This is a genomic window from Sulfurivermis sp. (genome assembly GCF_059410345.1).
The window spans coordinates 1-17,334 of record NZ_JBLJDO010000026.1 but is presented as its reverse complement, the minus strand read 5'-3'; the positions used below and the strand labels follow the sequence as shown (position 1 = coordinate 17,334).

The 17,334-nt window shown below is 62.0% G+C and carries 14 protein-coding genes; 5 read left to right on the top strand and 9 right to left on the bottom strand.

The features are described from left to right. Positions 1 to 26 precede the first annotated feature (26 nt). On the top strand, positions 27 to 1,472 hold the full coding sequence (locus ACMV8A_RS14425; protein ID WP_495326579.1) for a sensor domain-containing diguanylate cyclase: 1,446 nt from the start codon (positions 27 to 29) through the stop codon (positions 1,470 to 1,472). Between the two features lie 22 nt (positions 1,473 to 1,494). Here ACMV8A_RS14425 and ACMV8A_RS14420 read toward each other — a convergent pair whose 3' ends face one another. Further along, on the bottom strand, positions 1,495 to 3,597 hold the full coding sequence (locus ACMV8A_RS14420; protein ID WP_495326578.1) for a nitric oxide reductase activation protein NorD: 2,103 nt from the start codon (positions 3,595 to 3,597) through the stop codon (positions 1,495 to 1,497). After that, complete coding sequence (locus ACMV8A_RS14415; protein WP_495326577.1) at positions 3,597 to 4,403, bottom strand: CbbQ/NirQ/NorQ/GpvN family protein; 807 nt, start codon at positions 4,401 to 4,403, stop codon at positions 3,597 to 3,599. The genes ACMV8A_RS14420 and ACMV8A_RS14415 overlap by 1 nt, the downstream gene beginning before the upstream one ends. Positions 4,404 to 4,693: 290 nt before the next feature. Between ACMV8A_RS14415 and ACMV8A_RS14410 the strand changes: the two genes are divergently transcribed. The 4 genes from ACMV8A_RS14410 to ACMV8A_RS14395 are packed head-to-tail and all read left to right on the top strand — an operon-like array spanning position 4,694 to position 9,781. Further along, complete coding sequence (locus ACMV8A_RS14410; protein ID WP_495326576.1) at positions 4,694 to 5,974, top strand: FAD-dependent oxidoreductase; 1,281 nt, start codon at positions 4,694 to 4,696, stop codon at positions 5,972 to 5,974. A gap of 3 nt (positions 5,975 to 5,977) precedes the next feature. Then, entirely contained in the window at positions 5,978 to 8,224 is a 2,247-nt protein-coding gene (locus ACMV8A_RS14405; protein WP_495326575.1) for a hydrogenase iron-sulfur subunit, read from the top strand. Positions 8,225 to 8,234: 10 nt separating this feature from the next. After that, a complete protein-coding gene (locus ACMV8A_RS14400) occupies positions 8,235 to 8,861 on the top strand; it encodes a 4Fe-4S dicluster domain-containing protein (RefSeq protein WP_495326574.1) in 627 nt (208 codons plus the stop codon). Positions 8,862 to 8,872: 11 nt separating this feature from the next. Continuing rightward, on the top strand, positions 8,873 to 9,781 hold the full coding sequence (locus ACMV8A_RS14395; protein WP_495326573.1) for a CoB--CoM heterodisulfide reductase iron-sulfur subunit B family protein: 909 nt from the start codon (positions 8,873 to 8,875) through the stop codon (positions 9,779 to 9,781). Between the two features lie 252 nt (positions 9,782 to 10,033). Here ACMV8A_RS14395 and ACMV8A_RS14390 read toward each other — a convergent pair whose 3' ends face one another. The 7 genes from ACMV8A_RS14390 to gcvPA form a co-directional block, all read right to left on the bottom strand. Continuing rightward, a complete protein-coding gene (locus ACMV8A_RS14390; protein WP_495326572.1) occupies positions 10,034 to 11,329 on the bottom strand; it encodes an FCSD flavin-binding domain-containing protein in 1,296 nt (431 codons plus the stop codon). 17 nt (positions 11,330 to 11,346) lie between these two features. Next, positions 11,347 to 11,934 (bottom strand): c-type cytochrome, encoded by a 588-nt coding sequence (locus tag ACMV8A_RS14385; RefSeq protein ID WP_495326571.1) that lies wholly within the window; start codon positions 11,932 to 11,934, stop codon positions 11,347 to 11,349. A gap of 314 nt (positions 11,935 to 12,248) precedes the next feature. Next, positions 12,249 to 13,181, bottom strand: a complete 933-nt coding sequence (locus ACMV8A_RS14380; protein ID WP_495326570.1) for a carbohydrate kinase family protein — start codon at positions 13,179 to 13,181, stop codon at positions 12,249 to 12,251. A gap of 14 nt (positions 13,182 to 13,195) precedes the next feature. Then, positions 13,196 to 13,579, bottom strand: coding sequence for a diacylglycerol kinase (locus ACMV8A_RS14375; RefSeq protein WP_495326569.1), 384 nt, complete (start codon positions 13,577 to 13,579; stop codon positions 13,196 to 13,198). Between the two features lie 25 nt (positions 13,580 to 13,604). After that, positions 13,605 to 15,056, bottom strand: a complete 1,452-nt coding sequence (gene gcvPB, locus ACMV8A_RS14370) for an aminomethyl-transferring glycine dehydrogenase subunit GcvPB (RefSeq protein WP_495326568.1) — start codon at positions 15,054 to 15,056, stop codon at positions 13,605 to 13,607. A 169-nt stretch (positions 15,057 to 15,225) separates the two neighbouring features. Next, positions 15,226 to 15,726 (bottom strand): thiol peroxidase, encoded by a 501-nt coding sequence (tpx, locus tag ACMV8A_RS14365; protein WP_495326567.1) that lies wholly within the window; start codon positions 15,724 to 15,726, stop codon positions 15,226 to 15,228. 52 nt (positions 15,727 to 15,778) lie between these two features. Further along, positions 15,779 to 17,188 (bottom strand): aminomethyl-transferring glycine dehydrogenase subunit GcvPA, encoded by a 1,410-nt coding sequence (gcvPA, locus tag ACMV8A_RS14360; protein WP_495326591.1) that lies wholly within the window; start codon positions 17,186 to 17,188, stop codon positions 15,779 to 15,781. Between the last annotated feature and the right edge of the window lie 146 nt (positions 17,189 to 17,334).

Sequence of the window (17,334 nt, the reverse complement as noted above, 5' to 3'; positions counted from 1 at the left end):
GCCAACCGCGCAACCCCTAGTCCCCAATGAAAGACAACAAGCTCTACTATGTGGTCATCCTGACGATCCTGCTGGCGTCGGGTTTTCTCGCCACCACCTTCATCAGCTACTTCGTCGCCCGCGATACCCTCTCGCGCCAGATCACCGAGGAGGCACTGCCCCTCACCAGCGACAACATCTATTCGGAAATCCAGCGCGACCTGCTCACCCCCATTCTGATCTCCTCGCTGATGGCCAGCGATACCTTCGTGCGCGATTGGGTGAGCCACGGCGAAGACGATCCTGTCCGCATCCGTAAATATCTCGGCGAGATTCAGCAGAAATACCAGACCGTTACCGCCTTCTTCGTCTCCGACAAGACCCATCGCTACTATCACCCCGACGGCATACTCAAGACTGTCGCCGCCGACGACCCGGCCGACAGTTGGTACTTCCGTGTGCGCCAGCTCAAGGTCCCGTACGAAATCAATGTCGACCTCGATACCGCCGACAAGACACGCATGAGCATATTCATCAATTACCGCGTGCTGGATCAGCAGGGCAATCTTCTCGGCGTCACCGGCGTCGGCCTTTCGGTCGGCTCCGTGGCGCGTATGATTGAGAGCTATCAACGGCGCTATGGCCGCACCATCTATTTCATCGACCGCGAGGGTCATGTCACCCTGCACGGCAGCGGTTTCTCCGGCAACAGCATTCATCAGATTCCCGGCCTGGCGCAGCGCGCCGTGCACATCCTGACTTCGCCCAGTGCTTCGGTCAGCTATCAGCGCAGTGATGGCGACACGGTTTTCGTCAACAGCCGCCTGGTGCCGGAGTTCGGCTGGTATCTGCTGGTTGAGCAGGATGCCGCATCTGAGGCCACCCCCATCCAGACCACTTTATTCATCAATATCGTGGTCTCGCTCGCCATCACCGCCCTGGTGCTGTTGGCCGCCTATCTCACCATCAAGGGATATCAGCGTCGCCTGGAGGACATGGCCACCACGGACAAGCTGACCGGTGCCGCCAACCGGCAGGTCTTTGACATCGTGTTCGAGCACATCAGCAGGGATATCAAGCGCAAGCCGCGGCCGGCCTGCGTGATTCTGCTCGACATCGATCACTTCAAGGAAGTCAACGACACCTACGGTCATCTTGCCGGCGACATCGTCTTGCAACGCATCGTCTCCATCCTGCGCCAGCAGGTGCGCGACAGCGACACCATCTGTCGTTGGGGCGGGGAAGAGTTCATGATCCTGCTCGACGATTGCTCCATCGAGCGCGCCGTGACCTGTGCCGAAAATATTCGCCAGTCCATCCGGGCCAAACCGTTCAGCTACAACAGCAAGACCATCGCGATCACCGCCAGTCTCGGTGTGGCGCAACTACGTCGTGATGAAGACGCCGATGGTCTGGTCGCCCGCGCCGATGCCGCGCTGTATCAGGCCAAGCGGTCCGGCCGCGATCAAGTGCAGCAAGACCAGGCCGATTAGCTCACCTTCCCGCCCCCGAGGCTCAGGTGGTCAGCCGGCGATAGATATCCGCCACCTTGAACGGCAGTTGGCGCACCTCGTTGACCACCGTGTAGTTCACTGCGCCATACATGTGCGGCAGATATTCCGGGCCGTGTTCGTCGATGGTGATGCAGAAGGGATGAATGCCACTGCGGCGCGCCTCCAGCAAAGCGCGGCGCGTGTCCTCGATACCGTACACACCGCGGTAGTCGCTATAGTCGTCGGGCTTGCCGTCAGACAGGGTGATGAGCAGGCGGGTGCGCGCCGCGGTGGTGTTGAGCAGGTGCGTCAGGTGACGGATGGCGAAACCCATGCGGGTATAGTCTTGCGGCCGGATGCCGCTGATGCGCGCGCGCACTTCCTCGCCGTAAGCCTCCTCGAAGCGCTTGATGCGGTATAGCTCACAACGCTTGCGCGTGATGCCGGAAAAGCCATAGATGGCATAACGGTCACCCAGGGTCTCCAGGGCTTCGCACAGCAGCAGCAAGGCCTCGCGCTCGGCATCATTGACCCAACCACGGGTGGAACCGCTCATGTCCACCATAAAGGCCACCGCGATGTCACGCTCCACCCGATGCAAGCGCGTGAACAGGCGATCATCCATCTCGCGGCCATCGCGCGCGTCGGCCAGCGCCTCTACCAGAGCGTCGATATCGATGCCGTCACCATGGGCCTGGCGCTTGAGCATCCGCTCCTCATCGCGCATCGCCTCGAAGCTGCGCCGCAGGTGCGCCACCAGTCCGCTGTAACGATTCAACGTATCGGCGACGAAACCATCATGGACCGGGGGCACGTCCTTTTCGCGCATCACGCACCAGTTCTTGCGGTAGTGCTGCCGGCCGTGATCCCATTCGTTGTAATAGGTGGCGCCGCGCTCGTGGTAGGTGCCCTGCCACATGGCATCCGGATCGGCCGGCCGCTCCGTAAACAGGCTGGGGTCATATTCGCCGGGACCGGCCGGTACCAGATACTCATCTGGTATCTCGCCCAGGTCCAGCATGATGGAAGTCATCAACTTGGTCACGGCTTCTGGCGGCACCACCGGTGCCTCGTTCAAGGTCAGCTCGATGCGCCGTTCCGGCGGCTGTTCGCCGTCCTTCACCTCGCGCAGGCCGGGGCGCACGGGCTCGCCTGCTGGCGCTTTCTGCCGCTGCTCCTCCAGCAACTGTGCCAGGCGCACACGGAACAGGATTTTCTCTCGCTCGATGCGCGCCTGCATGCAGGTCGCCACCGCCTCCAGCCGCAATTCCACCTGGCCGGCGCGCGGCGTCGGCAGCGGCGCATCATACAGTTGCGGCAGCAAGGACAGGCTATCGGTGGCCTGCGCCCGCGGCGTCTGCAGCGACGGCACTACCCCCTGCCACGACGGCGGCAGGGGGGCGAGCTGCAGCGCCTGTTCCAGTTGCTGCAACTCACGCCCCAGGCCCGGCAAGGCGCGCGTGATGCAGGCCTGCAAGCGCAGCGTTTCCAGCACGGTGAACACCTGCAACGCCCGCGCGGCATCGGGCCAAACCGTGAAGTCCGCCGCCAGCGCCGTGCGCAAGGTGCCGTAGTGGATCTGCGCCCACTGCATCACCGCCAGCGCCTTGTACAGACGGAAGTTGCCCTCGTTGTCGGCCAGCGGCGCCAGCAGCGCCGGCAGGTACAGGGTTTCACTGTCGGTCCAGGCGGAATCCCCCAGTGCCAGCTTGAGCGCACGGCCGGACAGGCCATGGACGAAATGCAGCAGCACGCCGCTTACATCGTCGAACAACACACCGGCCGCGCGCACATGGCTGTGCTGCACAAAGCGATCGACATCCTGGATCACCTCCAGGGCCGCGCGCAGCCCGGCACGGTCATACACGTCCATGGCGTGCAACGCCCAGGCCTCGATCACCCGCGGCTCCTGCCCGGCCAGCGCCTGCGCGGCACGGCGCACGAACTGATGGGCGATCTCGGTGTTGGTGCTGGCGATGCGCCGCGTCCAATCCAGCACGAAGGCCTGCTCGGCGGGCGCCAGCGCCAGCAGTGCCGGCACCAGCTCCTCGCTGCGGATGAAGGTGAACTCCGTCTCCAGATACGCGTCGAGCCGGGCGGTGATTTCTTCCGCGGTGAACGCCATCAAAACAGCGACGCCGACAATTCGTTGATCGCTGCCAGCATCTCCGGCTCGTCGGTCAGGGCCTGGGCGATGGCGCCGGCGCAGGCGATGACGGGGGGCACATGGCTGGCCATGAGTTTGCCGGCATGGACCAGAAGGCGTGTGCTGGCGCCCTCCTCCAGGCCATTGCCCTTGAGATTGCGGGTCATGTGGGCAAACTTCACCAGGGTGACGGCAAGCGCCGCGTCGATACCGGACTCGTTGGCAACGATGCGCGCCTCCAACTCGGCGGGGGGATAACCGAACTCCAGCGCCACGAAGCGCTGGCGCGTGCTCTGCTTCAAATCCTTGAGCACGCTCTGATAGCCGGGGTTGTAGGACACGGCGAGGCAGAACTCCGGGCCAGCCTGCAACAGGGTGCCGAGCTTCTCCATCGGTAGCACACGGCGATCGTCGGCCAGCGGATGGATCACCACCATGGTGTCCTTGCGTGCCTCGACGATCTCGTCCAGATAGCAGATGGCGCCGGCGCGTACCGCGCGCGTCAGCGGACCGTCCACCCACACCGTTTCACCGCCCTTGACCAGATAGCGGCCCACCAGATCGGAGGCGGTGAGGTCGTCGTGACAGGACACGGTGATCAGCGGCCGCTTGAGACGCCAGGCCATGTACTCCATGAAGCGGGTCTTGCCACAACCGGTAGGGCCTTTCAGCAGCAGGGGCAGGCGATTGCGCCAGGCGGCCTCGAATACCTCCACTTCGTGGCCGCTGGCCTCGTAGTAGGGTTCGTCAACGATGTAATGCTCTTCGGGGGTGATCTCCGCCACAACACTCTCCTGCTGCCTCAGCTATTCCTGATTAAAAAGCTTAAGTAAATAACCCCACCAGCACAACCTACGACCGGTCGCCCGGCGACATTCCGCAATACATATATTCAATCTATTCGCTTATCGGAAAATTCGATGTTCCTTATATGTAATTTCCCTGGGAGAGCGGGTATCGTGTCGTTCCTATTCAAAAAGGACTATTTCCCCGTGGCGTTTTGCGTCCTAGTCTTGCGGACCACAACAACCACGCGGCGCAGAATTCGCATGCATCCGTTGATGGAGGAAATTCAATGTCTGAGGTAATCGCAACCAACCAGACCATACTGGTCGTGGGTGGCGGCATCAGCGGCCTGACGGCTGCCCTGGAGGCAGCCGAGTGCGGCAAGCAGGTGATCCTGCTGGAAAAGTCGCCCAGTGTCGGTGGCCGCGTCGGTCAGCTCCACAAGTACTTCCCCAAGCTGTGCGTACCCAGCTGCGGCCTGGAAATCCAGTACCGCCGCCTCAAGGCCAACAAGAACGTGCGCCTGCTGACCATGGCGGAAGTGACCCAGATCAGCGGTGAGGCAGGTAATTTCACCGTCAACGTCAAGATTGCCCCGCGCTACGTCAACGAGAACTGCACCGCCTGCGGCGAATGCGAGAAGGCCGTTGGCGCCGAATTCGCCGATGAATTCAACTACGGGCTGAAGCAGCGCAAGGGCGCCTACCTGGTGTCCCACATGGCCTACCCGCAGCGCTACGTCATCGACCCGCGCATCGTCGCTACCGACGATGGCGCCAAGGCCAAGGCGGCGTGCAAATACAACGCCGTCGACCTGGACATGACCGAGCAGAACCTGAGCCTCAAGGTCGGCGCCGTGGTCTGGGCCACCGGCTGGAAGCCGTACGACGCGGCCAAGATTCAACCCTACGGCTACGACCGCTACACCAACGTCATCTCCAACGTCGAGTTCGAGCGCATGCTGGACCCGTTCGGCCCCACCGGCGGCAAGATCGTGCGTCCCTCCGACGGCCAGGCACCGAAGAACATCGCCTTCATCCAGTGCGCCGGCTCCCGTGACCACAACCACCTCAAGCACTGCTCGCGCATCTGCTGCATGGCGACGCTGAAGCAGACCACCTATGTGCGCGACCAGCTGGGCGATGCCTGCAAGTCCACCGTCTACTACATCGACATCCGCGCCATCGACCGCATCGACGATTTCCACCGCAAGGTGAAGGCAGACCCCAACGTCACCTTCGTCAAGTCCAAGGTGGCCAACATCGTTGCCGGCAGCGGTGACAACGTGGTGCTGAAGGGTGTCGACACCGAGGGTTACAAGCGCTACGCCAACGAGCACGACCTGGTGGTACTCGCCACCGGCATGGAATCCACCGTACCGGCCGGCGTGTTCCCTGCAAGTGTCAACATCAACGAACACAACTTCATCGAGCTCGACAGCGACAGCGGCATCTATGGTGCCGGCTGCTCGTCCGATGCGCTGGACGTCAACCGCGCCGCGCAAAACGCCACCGCCGCCGCCCTGCGCGCCATCCAGGTGGTCAATCGAGTTGCAGGTCAGGAGGGTTAAACAGTGGCTGACATGAAGATTGGAGCCTATATCTGCCAGGGTTGCGGCATCGGCGATCGCGTCGACACCGCCCAGCTGGCCAGCGTCGCCAAACGCGAAGGCAAGGCGGCCATTGCCAAGGAACACGAGTTCCTGTGCAACGCCGAAGGCGTCAAGATGATTCAGGACGACATCAACAACGAAGGCGTCAACCACGTCGTCATCGCCGCCTGTTCGCGCCGCGCCAAGACCGAGGCGTTCAGCTTCGAGGGCGTGTGCATCTCCCGCGCCAACCTGCGTGAAGGCGTCATCTGGGTCCGTCCCGATACCGACGAGGCGCGTGAGACTACCCAGGAAATGGCCGACGACTATGTGCGTATGGCCTGTGCCGAAACCAAGTATCAGAAGATGCCGGCAGCCTCCGGCGAGCAGGGCCTGACCCGTCACCTGCTCGTCGTCGGCGGCGGTATCTCCGGCATGACTGCCGCGCTGGAAGCCGCCAAGACCGGCTACAAGGTCGACCTGGTGGAGAAGACCGGCGCCCTCGGCGGCGTGGCCGCGGCAATGTTCAAGAAGTACCCGGACAAGGCCCCGTACAACGTGTTGGCAGACAACACCACCGGCGCGATGATCGAGGCGGTCAATGCCAACGGCAACATCACCGTACACCTCAACACCTCGGTCACCAAGACCGAGGGCGCGCCGGGCCGCTTCACCGTGTCCCTGGCCACCGAGAGCGGCGCCAGCAAGGATGTCGTCGTCGGCGCTATCATCCAGGCCACCGGCTTCACCCAGTACGACATGAGCAAGCTGCCCGAACTCGGCGGCGGCAAGTCGCCGGACGTGATGGACCAGCTGGCCTTCGAGAAGATGGTCAAGGCCAACAACGGTGCCATCAAGAAGGCCGACGGCAGTGAGGCCAAGAACGTGGTGTTCGTGCAGTGCGCCGGCCAGCGCTCCGAGCAGCCGGGCCACCTGCCCTACTGCTCCGGCCACTGCTGCATGACCTCCATCAAGCAGGCGCGCTACGTCAAGGAAGCCGGCGGCGATGCCACGGTGATCTTCGACGACCTGCGTACCCCCGGTGCCGACGGTGAGGACATCTACCGCGGCGGCCAGGAGGCCGGCGTCGCCTTCTCCAAGGGCAAGGTGAACAGCGTGGTGGCAGCAGGCAAGGGCCTGCAGGTCAACTACACCGACAAGATCCTGGCCGAAGACAGCACCATCAATGCCGACATCGTGGTACTGGCCACCGGCATGGTGCCCAACAGCGGCCCCAACCCGTACGTCAAGCTCGATCTGGAGATGGCCGAGAAGGACGGCAATACCGAACTGGTGGCCAAGCTCAAGGCCGAGGTGGAAGCGGCACCGCCGTCCATCCTCAACCTGATGTACCGTCAGGGTACCGACGTGCCGCACCTCAAGCACGGCTTCACCGATTCGCACTTCATCTGCTTCCCCTACGAGACGCGCCGCACCGGCATCTACACCGCCGGCCCGGTACGCCGTCCGATGGACGCCCATCAGGCCATCGAAGACGCCACCGGCGCCACGCTGAAGGCGATCCAGGCCTGCGAGAACGCCGCCATCGGCCGTGCCGCCCACCCCCGTTCCGGCGACCTGTCCTTCCCCAGCTTCCGTAAGGAAGGCTGCACCCAGTGCAAGCGCTGCACCGTGGAATGCCCGTTCGGCGCCATCAACGAGGATGCCCAGGGCTATCCGCAGTACAACGAAGCCCGCTGCCGCCGTTGCGGCACCTGCATGGGCGCCTGCCCGGTGCGCGTCATCTCCTTCGAGAACTATTCCGTCGAAACCGTCGGCCAGCAGCTCAAGGCCGTCGACATGCCGGACGAGTTCTCCGAGAAGCCGCGCCTCCTGGTCCTGGCCTGCGAAAACGACGCCTATCCGGCGCTGGACATGGCCGGCATGACGCGACAGGAATACAGCGCCTTTGCCCGCATCATCCCGGTACGCTGCCTCGGCTCGGTGAACACCATCTGGATCACCGACGCGCTGAACAGCGGCTACGACGGTGTGATGCTGATGGGCTGCCAGAAGGGTGACAACTACCAGTGCCACTTCGTGAAGGGTTCTGAAATCGCCCATATCCGCATGAGCAAGATCGACGACACGTTGACCCAGCTCAACCTGGAGAAGGAGCGCGTGCAGACCTACGAGGTGTCCATTGCCGACATCCAGCGCATCCCGCAGATCATCAACGACATGGAAAAGCTGATCGGCGAGATCGGCATGAGCCCCTTCAAGTTCTAAGGAGACCACGATGAGCGACATGAATCAGGCGATGGTCGAGAAGTACCGCTCCAACTTCCTCAAGGAAGTCGAGGCAAACGTCGAGGAAGGCACCTGGGTCAAGATGTGCATGCAGTGCGGCGTCTGTTCGGGCTCCTGCCCGCTCGGGCCGCATTGGGAGCATCCGCCGCAGGAGCTGTTCATGATGATCCGCGCTGGCAAGCGCGAGGAAGTGCTGTCCTCCAGCTCCATGTGGATGTGCACCTCCTGCTACAACTGTATCGCACGCTGCCCGCGCGGCCTGCCGATCACCCACATCATGCACGGCCTGGCCAGCTACGCGAAGCGCCTCGGTCTGGCACCGAAGAATCAGCCGACCAGCAAGTTCGGCGATATCTTCTGGGACTCCATCGCCAAAAACGGCCGCGTCAACGAACTGAAGATCGGCGTCAGCCTGTACTTCATGAACGGCTTCAGCCAGGGCATCAAGAACGCCCTTGCCGGCCGCGAATTGGGCATGGCCATGATGAAGACCAAGCGCATGAGCCCGACGGAATACTTCGGCGGTCACAAGTGCAAGGACCTCTCCGGTATCGCCAAGATGCTGAAGAAGGCCAAAGAGTTCGAAGCGGAGCACATCACCAAATTTGGTGAGTGAGGAGAAGACTGATGGCCAAGAAAGAGTTCTATTCCTTCTACCCCGGGTGTTCATCCCAGCCCAAGGCATCGGCTGACAACTTCCTGCGCTCATCCAACGCCATGTGCGATGCGCTGGACATCAAGCTCAAGGAGATTGACGACTGGAACTGTTGCGGCGCCTCCATCGGCTATGCCGGGGGCGGCGAGATTCCGCGTCTGTCCCTGTCGGCGCGCAACATCGCCCTGTCGCAGCAACAGAATGGTGACGCCGACATCGTGGCACCCTGCGCCGCCTGCTGGATCGCCACCCGCGAGGCCGAAGACCGCGTCAACGAAAATGCCCATGTGCGTGAAGGCATCAATGCCGCCCTGGCCGAAATCGGCCTCAAGGTGGAGCAGCGCCAGATGCCGCGTGCACGCCACATGGTCGAGGTGCTGGTCGAAGACATCGGCCTGGACACCATCGCCAAGGGCGTGAAGAAGCCGCTGGAGGGCGTCAAAATCGCCGGCTACGTCGGCTGCCAGACCAACCGCCCGTTCGGCATTGCCGGCGAGTCATTCGAGAATCCGCTGTATCTCGATCACATGATCGAAGCCTGCGGCGCTCAGGCGGTGGACAAGTATGAGAAGAAGGTGGCCTGCTGCTCCGGCGCCCTGATGTTCTCTGAGCCGGAAAAAGGCCACGCCCTGGTGAAGGACATCATCGAGGCGGCCTACGACGGCGGTGCCGACATGATCGTCACGCCGTGCCAGCTGTGCCAGATGAACGTGGAGTCCTACCAGAGCAACATCAACAAGACCTACGGTACCAAGTTCAACATCCCGGTGGTCTACTACTCCCAGCTCATCGCCGTGGCCTACGGCAAGTCGAGCCAGGAAGCCGCTCTGGATGGCCAGATCATCCGCGCCGGCAAACTGGAAGACATCGCGAACAAATAACAACAAGCCTTTTCAATGAGGCTTACTGCCCCGCTCCGTGCGGGGCTTTTTTTGCCCGCATGATTCAACAACAAGCTATTGCCGGCATCGCCTACTGAGCAGGGCCGCCGCACGCCGGCGGTCGCATCCCCGCTACGCGGGGCCCCTGCTCTGCGCCTCGTACGGCTCCCCCTTCCGTGCGGGGCTTTTTTTGCCCGAAAAAAAACGGGGCCCGCAGGCCCCGTCAAGGAGGTCACCACTTTCTCTTCGGTCTTAGCCGAAGATGTCGTTGGTGATGTTTGCGAACCAGCCGTGGGCGTAATGCGCCTCGCGGCGCAGCGCCTCCGCCGTGGCATCGGACGGCGTCACGCCACCGGCACCCTGAACCGCGATGATCTCGTTCTTCGCCTCGTCGAAGGTGTAGACGATGCTGATCGAGATGCCGTGGTCATCGGCGATGATGCTGTAGCAGGTGTTCATGTAGGAGGGGAAACCCGGTTCGCGGCCGGCCATCAGGTCAGCCACCGCCATGGCGCAGACTTTGGCCTGCACATTGGCGCTGTAGCCCGACTTCGGCATGCCGGCAGCATTGCTGGCGTCACCCAGCACATGAATGTTGGCATGCTTCTTCGACTCGAAGGTCTTCTTGTTGATCGGGCACCAGTCGCCTTCGGTGAGCCCGGCATCGAAAGCCAGCTTGCCGGCCTTCTGCGGCGGAATGATGTTGATCACATCGGCCTTGATCTTCTCTACCGCCGCCTGCACGGTCATGCCCTTGGCGTCGACACCCTCGACCTTGCCGCCCTGCGCTGCCGAGATCCACTCGATCATGCTGTTGCTGGTGCCATGTCCGTAGTGCTTTTTCCAGCCGGCCATGAACAGGCCCTGTTTGGCGAATTTGTCGCCAGAGTCCAGGATCAGCACCTTGGATTTCGGCTTGTGCTTCTTCAGGTAACTGGCGATCAGACTGGCGCGCTCGTAGGGGCCGGGCGGGCAACGGAAGGCGCCGGAGGGCGTGGCGATGACCACGGTGCCGCCGTTCTTCATGTCGAGCAGCTGCTTGTGCAGGGTGACCGTCTGCGCACCAGCCTTCCAGGCATGGGGAATCGTCGTCTCGGCCACTTCCGCGTTGAGGCCTTCGATGGCAGCCCACTTGAAATCGATGCCCGGAGAGACGATGGCACGATCATAGGAGAAGGTCTGGCCACCCTTGGTGACGATCTTGCGCGCGGCGGCGTCGATTTGCGTGACGGTGTCGTGCACCACGCGCACGCCATGACGACGCAGGCCATCGTAGCCGAAGGTGATGGAGCCCAGATTGCGGTCACCACTCAACACTTCATTGCTCATGAAGCAGGTGTAGTACTTGGCATTGGCTTCGATCAGAGTGACCTCGATGGAGGGATCGGCCATGCGCAGATATTTGGCTGCCGTGGCACCACCGGGGCCGCCACCGACCACCACCACTTTGCCACCGGCGCCGCGGCTCGCGCCGCCCGCACAACCGGCCAGGGCACCGACGGCAACCGCGCCACCGGAGAGTTTGATGAAATTACGACGTGAAATCATTGTGTTCTCCCCCACTGTTATTGCTGGCTGCCGTAGAAATGGATCAAGGCGTCGACGCTGGACTTGTCAGTTTCCTTGAGCATCTCGTCGACCTTCTTCTTCATGTCCTTATCCATCTCGCGTTGGCCGCTGAGGAAGTCATCCATAGAGAAGGAGAGGTAGAGCATGGACTGGCCGGCGAGGATACCGCCCTCATCCGGTTTGCGGCCGCCATCCTCGTGGCACTTCTCGCAGTACTTGTCGTGCAGGCGCTTGCCGTTGCTGGCCTTGGCCTTATCGAAGCTCTGCTTCATCGGGATCAGCTTCTGCTTGGCGAAGTATTCGCCCATCAGTGCAATCTCTTCATCGGAATAGCCCTTGGCCACACGATCCATCACCGTCGCCTTGCGCGCGCCGCTCTTGAAAGCCTTCATGGTTTCCACGAAATATTCTGCCGGCGCACCGGCAAGACTCGGGATCTGCGCCACGCTGGAGCCGCCGGTGCCATGACACGCGGCGCAGGTGTTGGCCAGCATGATCGCCGATGGTGTCGCGGCCCAAGCGGCGCCACTCAGGGCCAGCCCTCCGGCAAAGACCATTTTCTTGAACAGTGTTGTTGACCCCATTCTCAAACTCCTCCTTTGCATTGATCGTTATATGTATGCGCATACGGCAGCGCCTTACTGCCAGTAGCCACTATACCTATGTGTCAAAAAAAACAAAGATGAAATTTTTGTCATCGTCAGGAATGACAGTGAGTGTCATATGACAATGAAAGCGAATGGGGAATTTGGCAATAAAACATGTGCCCACACGGGTTGGGGTACGCGGCACATTGATACATCAGCAACTACTAATCTTCTGACGCCGCCCGCGGAAGCCACGGCACTACACAGAGGCTGAGGTGTGCCGGTGACATTCACCACCGGCACACCCGTGCTTACAGGTGATAGCCGAACGCCTCGTGGAAACGGGCCTTGAACTGATCGAAGGTGAAGCGGTGATTCTGCGTACCGTGATGCTCGATCTTGATGGCGCCCATCAGCGAGGCAACGCGGCCGGTGGTTTCCCAATCCATGCCGTTCATCAGACCGTAGATCAGGCCGGCGCGATAGGCGTCACCGCAACCGGTGGGGTCGTGTAGCTCGCGCACCGGCGCCGCCGGGATCTCCAGCCGGTGCTGCTTGGTGTAGATATGCGAACCATGCGCGCCCTTGGTGATGATCAGGGCCTCGACACGCTCGGCAATCTCGTGCGGTGACAGACCGGTGCGTTCCTCCAGCAACTGCGCCTCATAGTCGTTCACCGCCACCCAGGTGGCCTGATCGATGAAGCGCTTGAGATCCTCACCATCAAACATCGGCAGGCCCTGGCCCGGGTCGAAGATGAACGGAATGTTGGCCTCGGCGAACTGCGTGGCATGTTCGATCATCCCGTCACGCCCATCGGGCGCGACGATGCCGAGGGTCACGCCCTTGGCCTCGGCAATTCGATTTTCATGGGCGAAGCTCATGGCGCCGGGATGGAAGGCGGTGATCTGGTTGGCATCCTGATCGGTAGTGATGAAGGCCTGGGCGGTATAGGTGTTGTCCAGCACCTTGATGTGGCTGGTATCGATGCGGCACTGTTCCAGCCAGGCCGCATAAGGTTCAAAATCACGCCCCACCGTGGCCATGGGCAAGGGTTTGCCGCCGAGCAGCTTCAGGTTGTAGGCGATGTTGCCGGCACATCCGCCGAATTCGCGGCGCATGTCCGGCACCAGGAAGGAAACATTGAGAATGTGCACCTGGTCGGGCAGGATGTGGTTCTTGAAGCGATCATGAAACACCATGATGGTATCGTAGGCGATGGAACCACAGATCAGTGCAGACATGAAGTTGTTTCCTTTCAGCTAAAGAAGCGGTCATAGAGCACGAAGCCCCACACTGCCAATACATTCATCAAGGCCATGAACACAGCGGCGGAGCCGATGTCCTTGGCGCGACCGGCCAGAGTGTGGTGTTCGATACCGACGCGATCGACAACGGCCTCGATGGCGGAATTGATCAGCTCGATGATCAGCACCAGCAGCAGGCTGCCCACCAGCAGGGCGCGTTCAATGCCGCTGCCGCCCAGCCACAGTGCCGCCGGCAACATCACCACCAGCGCCAGCAATTCGAGACGGAAGGCCTCCTCGAATTGCCAGGCGGCCTTCAGTCCCTGCATGGAATAACCAAAGGCCTTGAAGACGTGACTGAGCCCGCGGTGATCCGGCTTATTGATCTGTGCCATCGCTGCGTCTGCCTTCTACTGTGGCCTAGGCCGGCTTCCAGGCCAGATCGAGTTCACGCGCTGCCTTGACGTCGTCGAGGCGCTTCACCGGCAGGGTGTGCGGCGCGCCGGTAACGATATCCGGTGTCTGCTGCGCCTCGTCGCGGATCTTCACCAACACGTCAACAAAGGCATCCAGTGTCTCTTTGCTCTCGGTCTCGGTGGGTTCGATGAGCAGGCACTCCGGCACCAGCAGCGGGAAGTAAGTAGTCGGCGCGTGAAAACCGTAGTCGAGCAGGCGCTTGGCGAAGTCGCGCGCACTGGTGCCCCACTCCTTCGCCTCCTTCTTCAGGGTGACGATGAATTCGTGGGTGGCGCGGCGCTCGGGGAAGGCAGGCTCAAAGCCGACGGCCTGCAGCCGAGCCATCAGGTAGTTGGCATTCAGGGTCGCATAATCAGCCACCCGCTCCATGCCCTCGCGGCCGAGCATGCGGGCGTAAATATAGGCGCGCAGCAGGATGCCGGTATTGCCGGAGTGGGCCGACATGCGGCCGATGGTCTGCGGGCAATCCTTCTCCTCCAACCAACGGTATTCACGGCCGTCGTAACCCACCATCGGTATGGGCAGGAAGGGCAGCAAACGCTCGCCCACCACCACCGGGCCAGCGCCGGGACCGCCGCCACCGTGCGGGGTGGAAAAGGTCTTGTGCAGGTTGAGGTGCACCACGTCGAAACCCATGGCACCCGGCTTCACCTTGCCGAGGATGGCATTGAGATTGGCGCCGTCGTAATACAGCAGTCCACCTGCCTCGTGCACGATCTGGGCAATCTGCTTGATACGCCGCTCGAACACACCGAGGGTGGAGGGATTGGTCAGCATGATGCCCGCCGTCCGTGGTCCCACCGCCGCCTTCAGCGCCGCCAGGTCGACATCGCCATTTTCATCGGTGGGGATCTCGCGCGCCTCAAAGCCGCACATCACCGCCGTGGCCGGATTGGTGCCGTGCGCTGCATCGGGCACCAGGATCTCGGTGCGCGCGCTGTCGCCGCGTGCATCGTGATAGGCGCGGATCATCGCCACACCGGCAAATTCGCCCTGCGCGCCGGCGGCCGGCGTGAGCGAACAGCCTTTCATTCCGGTAACATCCTTCAGCATCTCCTGCAGCTCGTACAGGCACGCCAGCACACCCTGACCGTGCGTCGCCGCTGGTGCGTGCGGATGGCGCGCCAGGAAGCCGGGCAGGGTCGCCAGTGTGTTGCAGCCGCGCGGGTTGTATTTCATGGTGCAGGAGCCGAGCGGATAGAACTGCGTATCGATGGAGAAGTTTTTCTGCGATAGGCGCGTGTAGTGACGCACCGCCTCCAGTTCGGACACCTCCGGCAACAGCGGCCGGTCCTTGCGACGAAAGCGCTCGGGGATACCGTCGTAGGCCGGCTGCGGGCCGGGATTCTGCGCCGCATTGACGCGGCCGCTGCGGGAGTGTTCGAAGATCAGCATAGTGATTGTCGCTTGTATGTATGGCAAATGAACTGAATAACCGCAATCGGCAAATTAACGTAAATAAGTCATGACTGGCCGGACGGCATACCACGTGTACGTATTCCGGTTGGCGTCAACACCCAGAACAATTTGCATCCATTCGCGTTCATTTGCGGACTCACCTTTCCTACAGTGCCGCCAGCGCCTTGTCGTAGTCGGGCTCCTGCGCGATCTCGGGTACCAACTGGGTGTACAACACCTTGTCATGTTCATCCAGTACCACCACGGCACGGGCGCAGATGCCGGCCAGTGGACCGTCCTGGATCAGCACACCGTAGTCCTTGGCAAAATTCTTGTCGCGCATCATGGCCAGGCTGATCACATTGTCCAGGTGCTCACCAGTACAGAAGCGCGACTGGGCAAAGGGCAGGTCGGCGGAAACAATCAGCACCACCACCTTGTCGCCCAGCTTCTTCGCTGCCTCGTTGAACTTGCGTGTGGAGGTAGCGCACACGCCGGTATCCAGGCTGGGCACGATGTTGAGCACTTTCTTCTTGCCCTTGAAATCGGCCAGGGACACGTCGCTCAGGTCGCCGCGGGTCAGCTTGAAGGCGGGAGCCGGGCTACCGACGGCAGGAAGATCGCCGTTGGTGTGGATGGGATTGCCGCTCAACGTGATGGTCGCCATGGGGTGCGTCTCCTGTGATTAGCGCAGTGGAATCCGAAGTGTAGCCAATGACTCAGATAGTGCCTTCCTTCGGCCGCAGCTTGGTACAGACCGGGCCGTCCTTGCGCCGCGACAGGATGCGCTCCAGATGCTGGGCGTAGCGTTCGATGTCTTCCACGCTGCGCGTCTCGGTGGCGCACACCAGGATCGCATTGCCCAGTTCCGGATAGTCGGCGGACAGGTCGTAGCCGCCGAGGATGTCCTGCACTGCCAGGGCACGCAGCACCTCGCCCGCCGGCTGGTTGATGCGCAGTACCACCTCGTGGAAATAGGGCGAGCAGAACACCTGCTCGACGCAGTCGATCTGCGTCAGGCGCTCCACCAGGGCGCGGGTATTGGCGTGGCAGGCATGGGCCACCCGCGCCAGGCCCTCGGCGCCCACCAGTGCCATGTAGATGGTGGCGGCAGTGACCATCAGGCCCTGATTGGAGCAGATGTTGGAGGTGGCCTTGGCGCGGCGGATGTGCTGTTCGCGCGCCTGCAGGGTCAGGGTGTAGCCGACACGGCCGTCAAGGTCCACGGTGCGGCCGACGATGCGCCCCGGCATCTGGCGGATGTGCTCCTGCTTGCAGGTGATGAAACCGAAATAGGGACCGCCGGAAGACAGCGGTGCGCCCAGCGGCTGACCCTCGCCCACGGCGATGTCGGCCCCCTTGCTGCCCCACTGTCCCGGCGGCGTCAGCACGGCCATGGCGGTGGGATTCACCAGACCGATGGCGAGGGCATTATTGGCATGGGCCCAGTCGGTCAATGCATCCACCTCTTCCAGTACACCGAAGAAGTTGGGCTGCGGAATCACCAGGGCGGCATAGTCCTCGCCCTCGTAGCGCTTGAGGTATTCGGGCTCGATGTTGCCGCTGCCAGAGTAATCCAGTTCCACCAGTTCGATGCCCTGGTTCCTGACGATGGCCTGCACCACCTTGCGGTAGGTGGGGTGCACCGTGGTCGGCATCAGGATGCGCTTGCTCTTGGACTTGCGGTTGGCGCGCACTGCCATCAGCACTGCCTCGGCCAGGCCGGAGGCACCATCGTAAAGCGAGGCATTGGAGGCATCCATGCCGGTCAGGCTGGACATCATGGTCTGGTATTCGTACAGCACCTGCAGCGTGCCCTGGCTCGCCTCCGCCTGGTAGGGTGTGTAGGCCGAATAGAACTCGCCGCGCGAGGCGATCTCCCACACCGCCGCCGGAACGTGATGCTCGTAGGCGCCGGCACCGATGAAGCACAGCGGCATGCCGTCCTGCGCCGCGCGCTGATGCATCAGCCGCGCCACGGCCATCTCGCTCATGCCGGGTGGCACGTTGGGCAGTCCCTTGGCCAGCAGTTCGGCCGGGATTTCGTCGAACAGCGCGTCGATGCTGTCGGCGCCGATGGCGGCCAGCATGGCCTGCACATCATCTTCGGTATGCGGAATGAACGGCATTTCAATCACCAAAAGAAATCGGGTCATCACTCATTCGAGTGGGTTGAATCACCGCTTTCCCACCTGAGCGGGGTATAGGTCAAGGCCGCCGAGATGGAAATAAATCGCATTGCGGAAGCGCTCCCGATTGCGGAAACCTCTTGCCC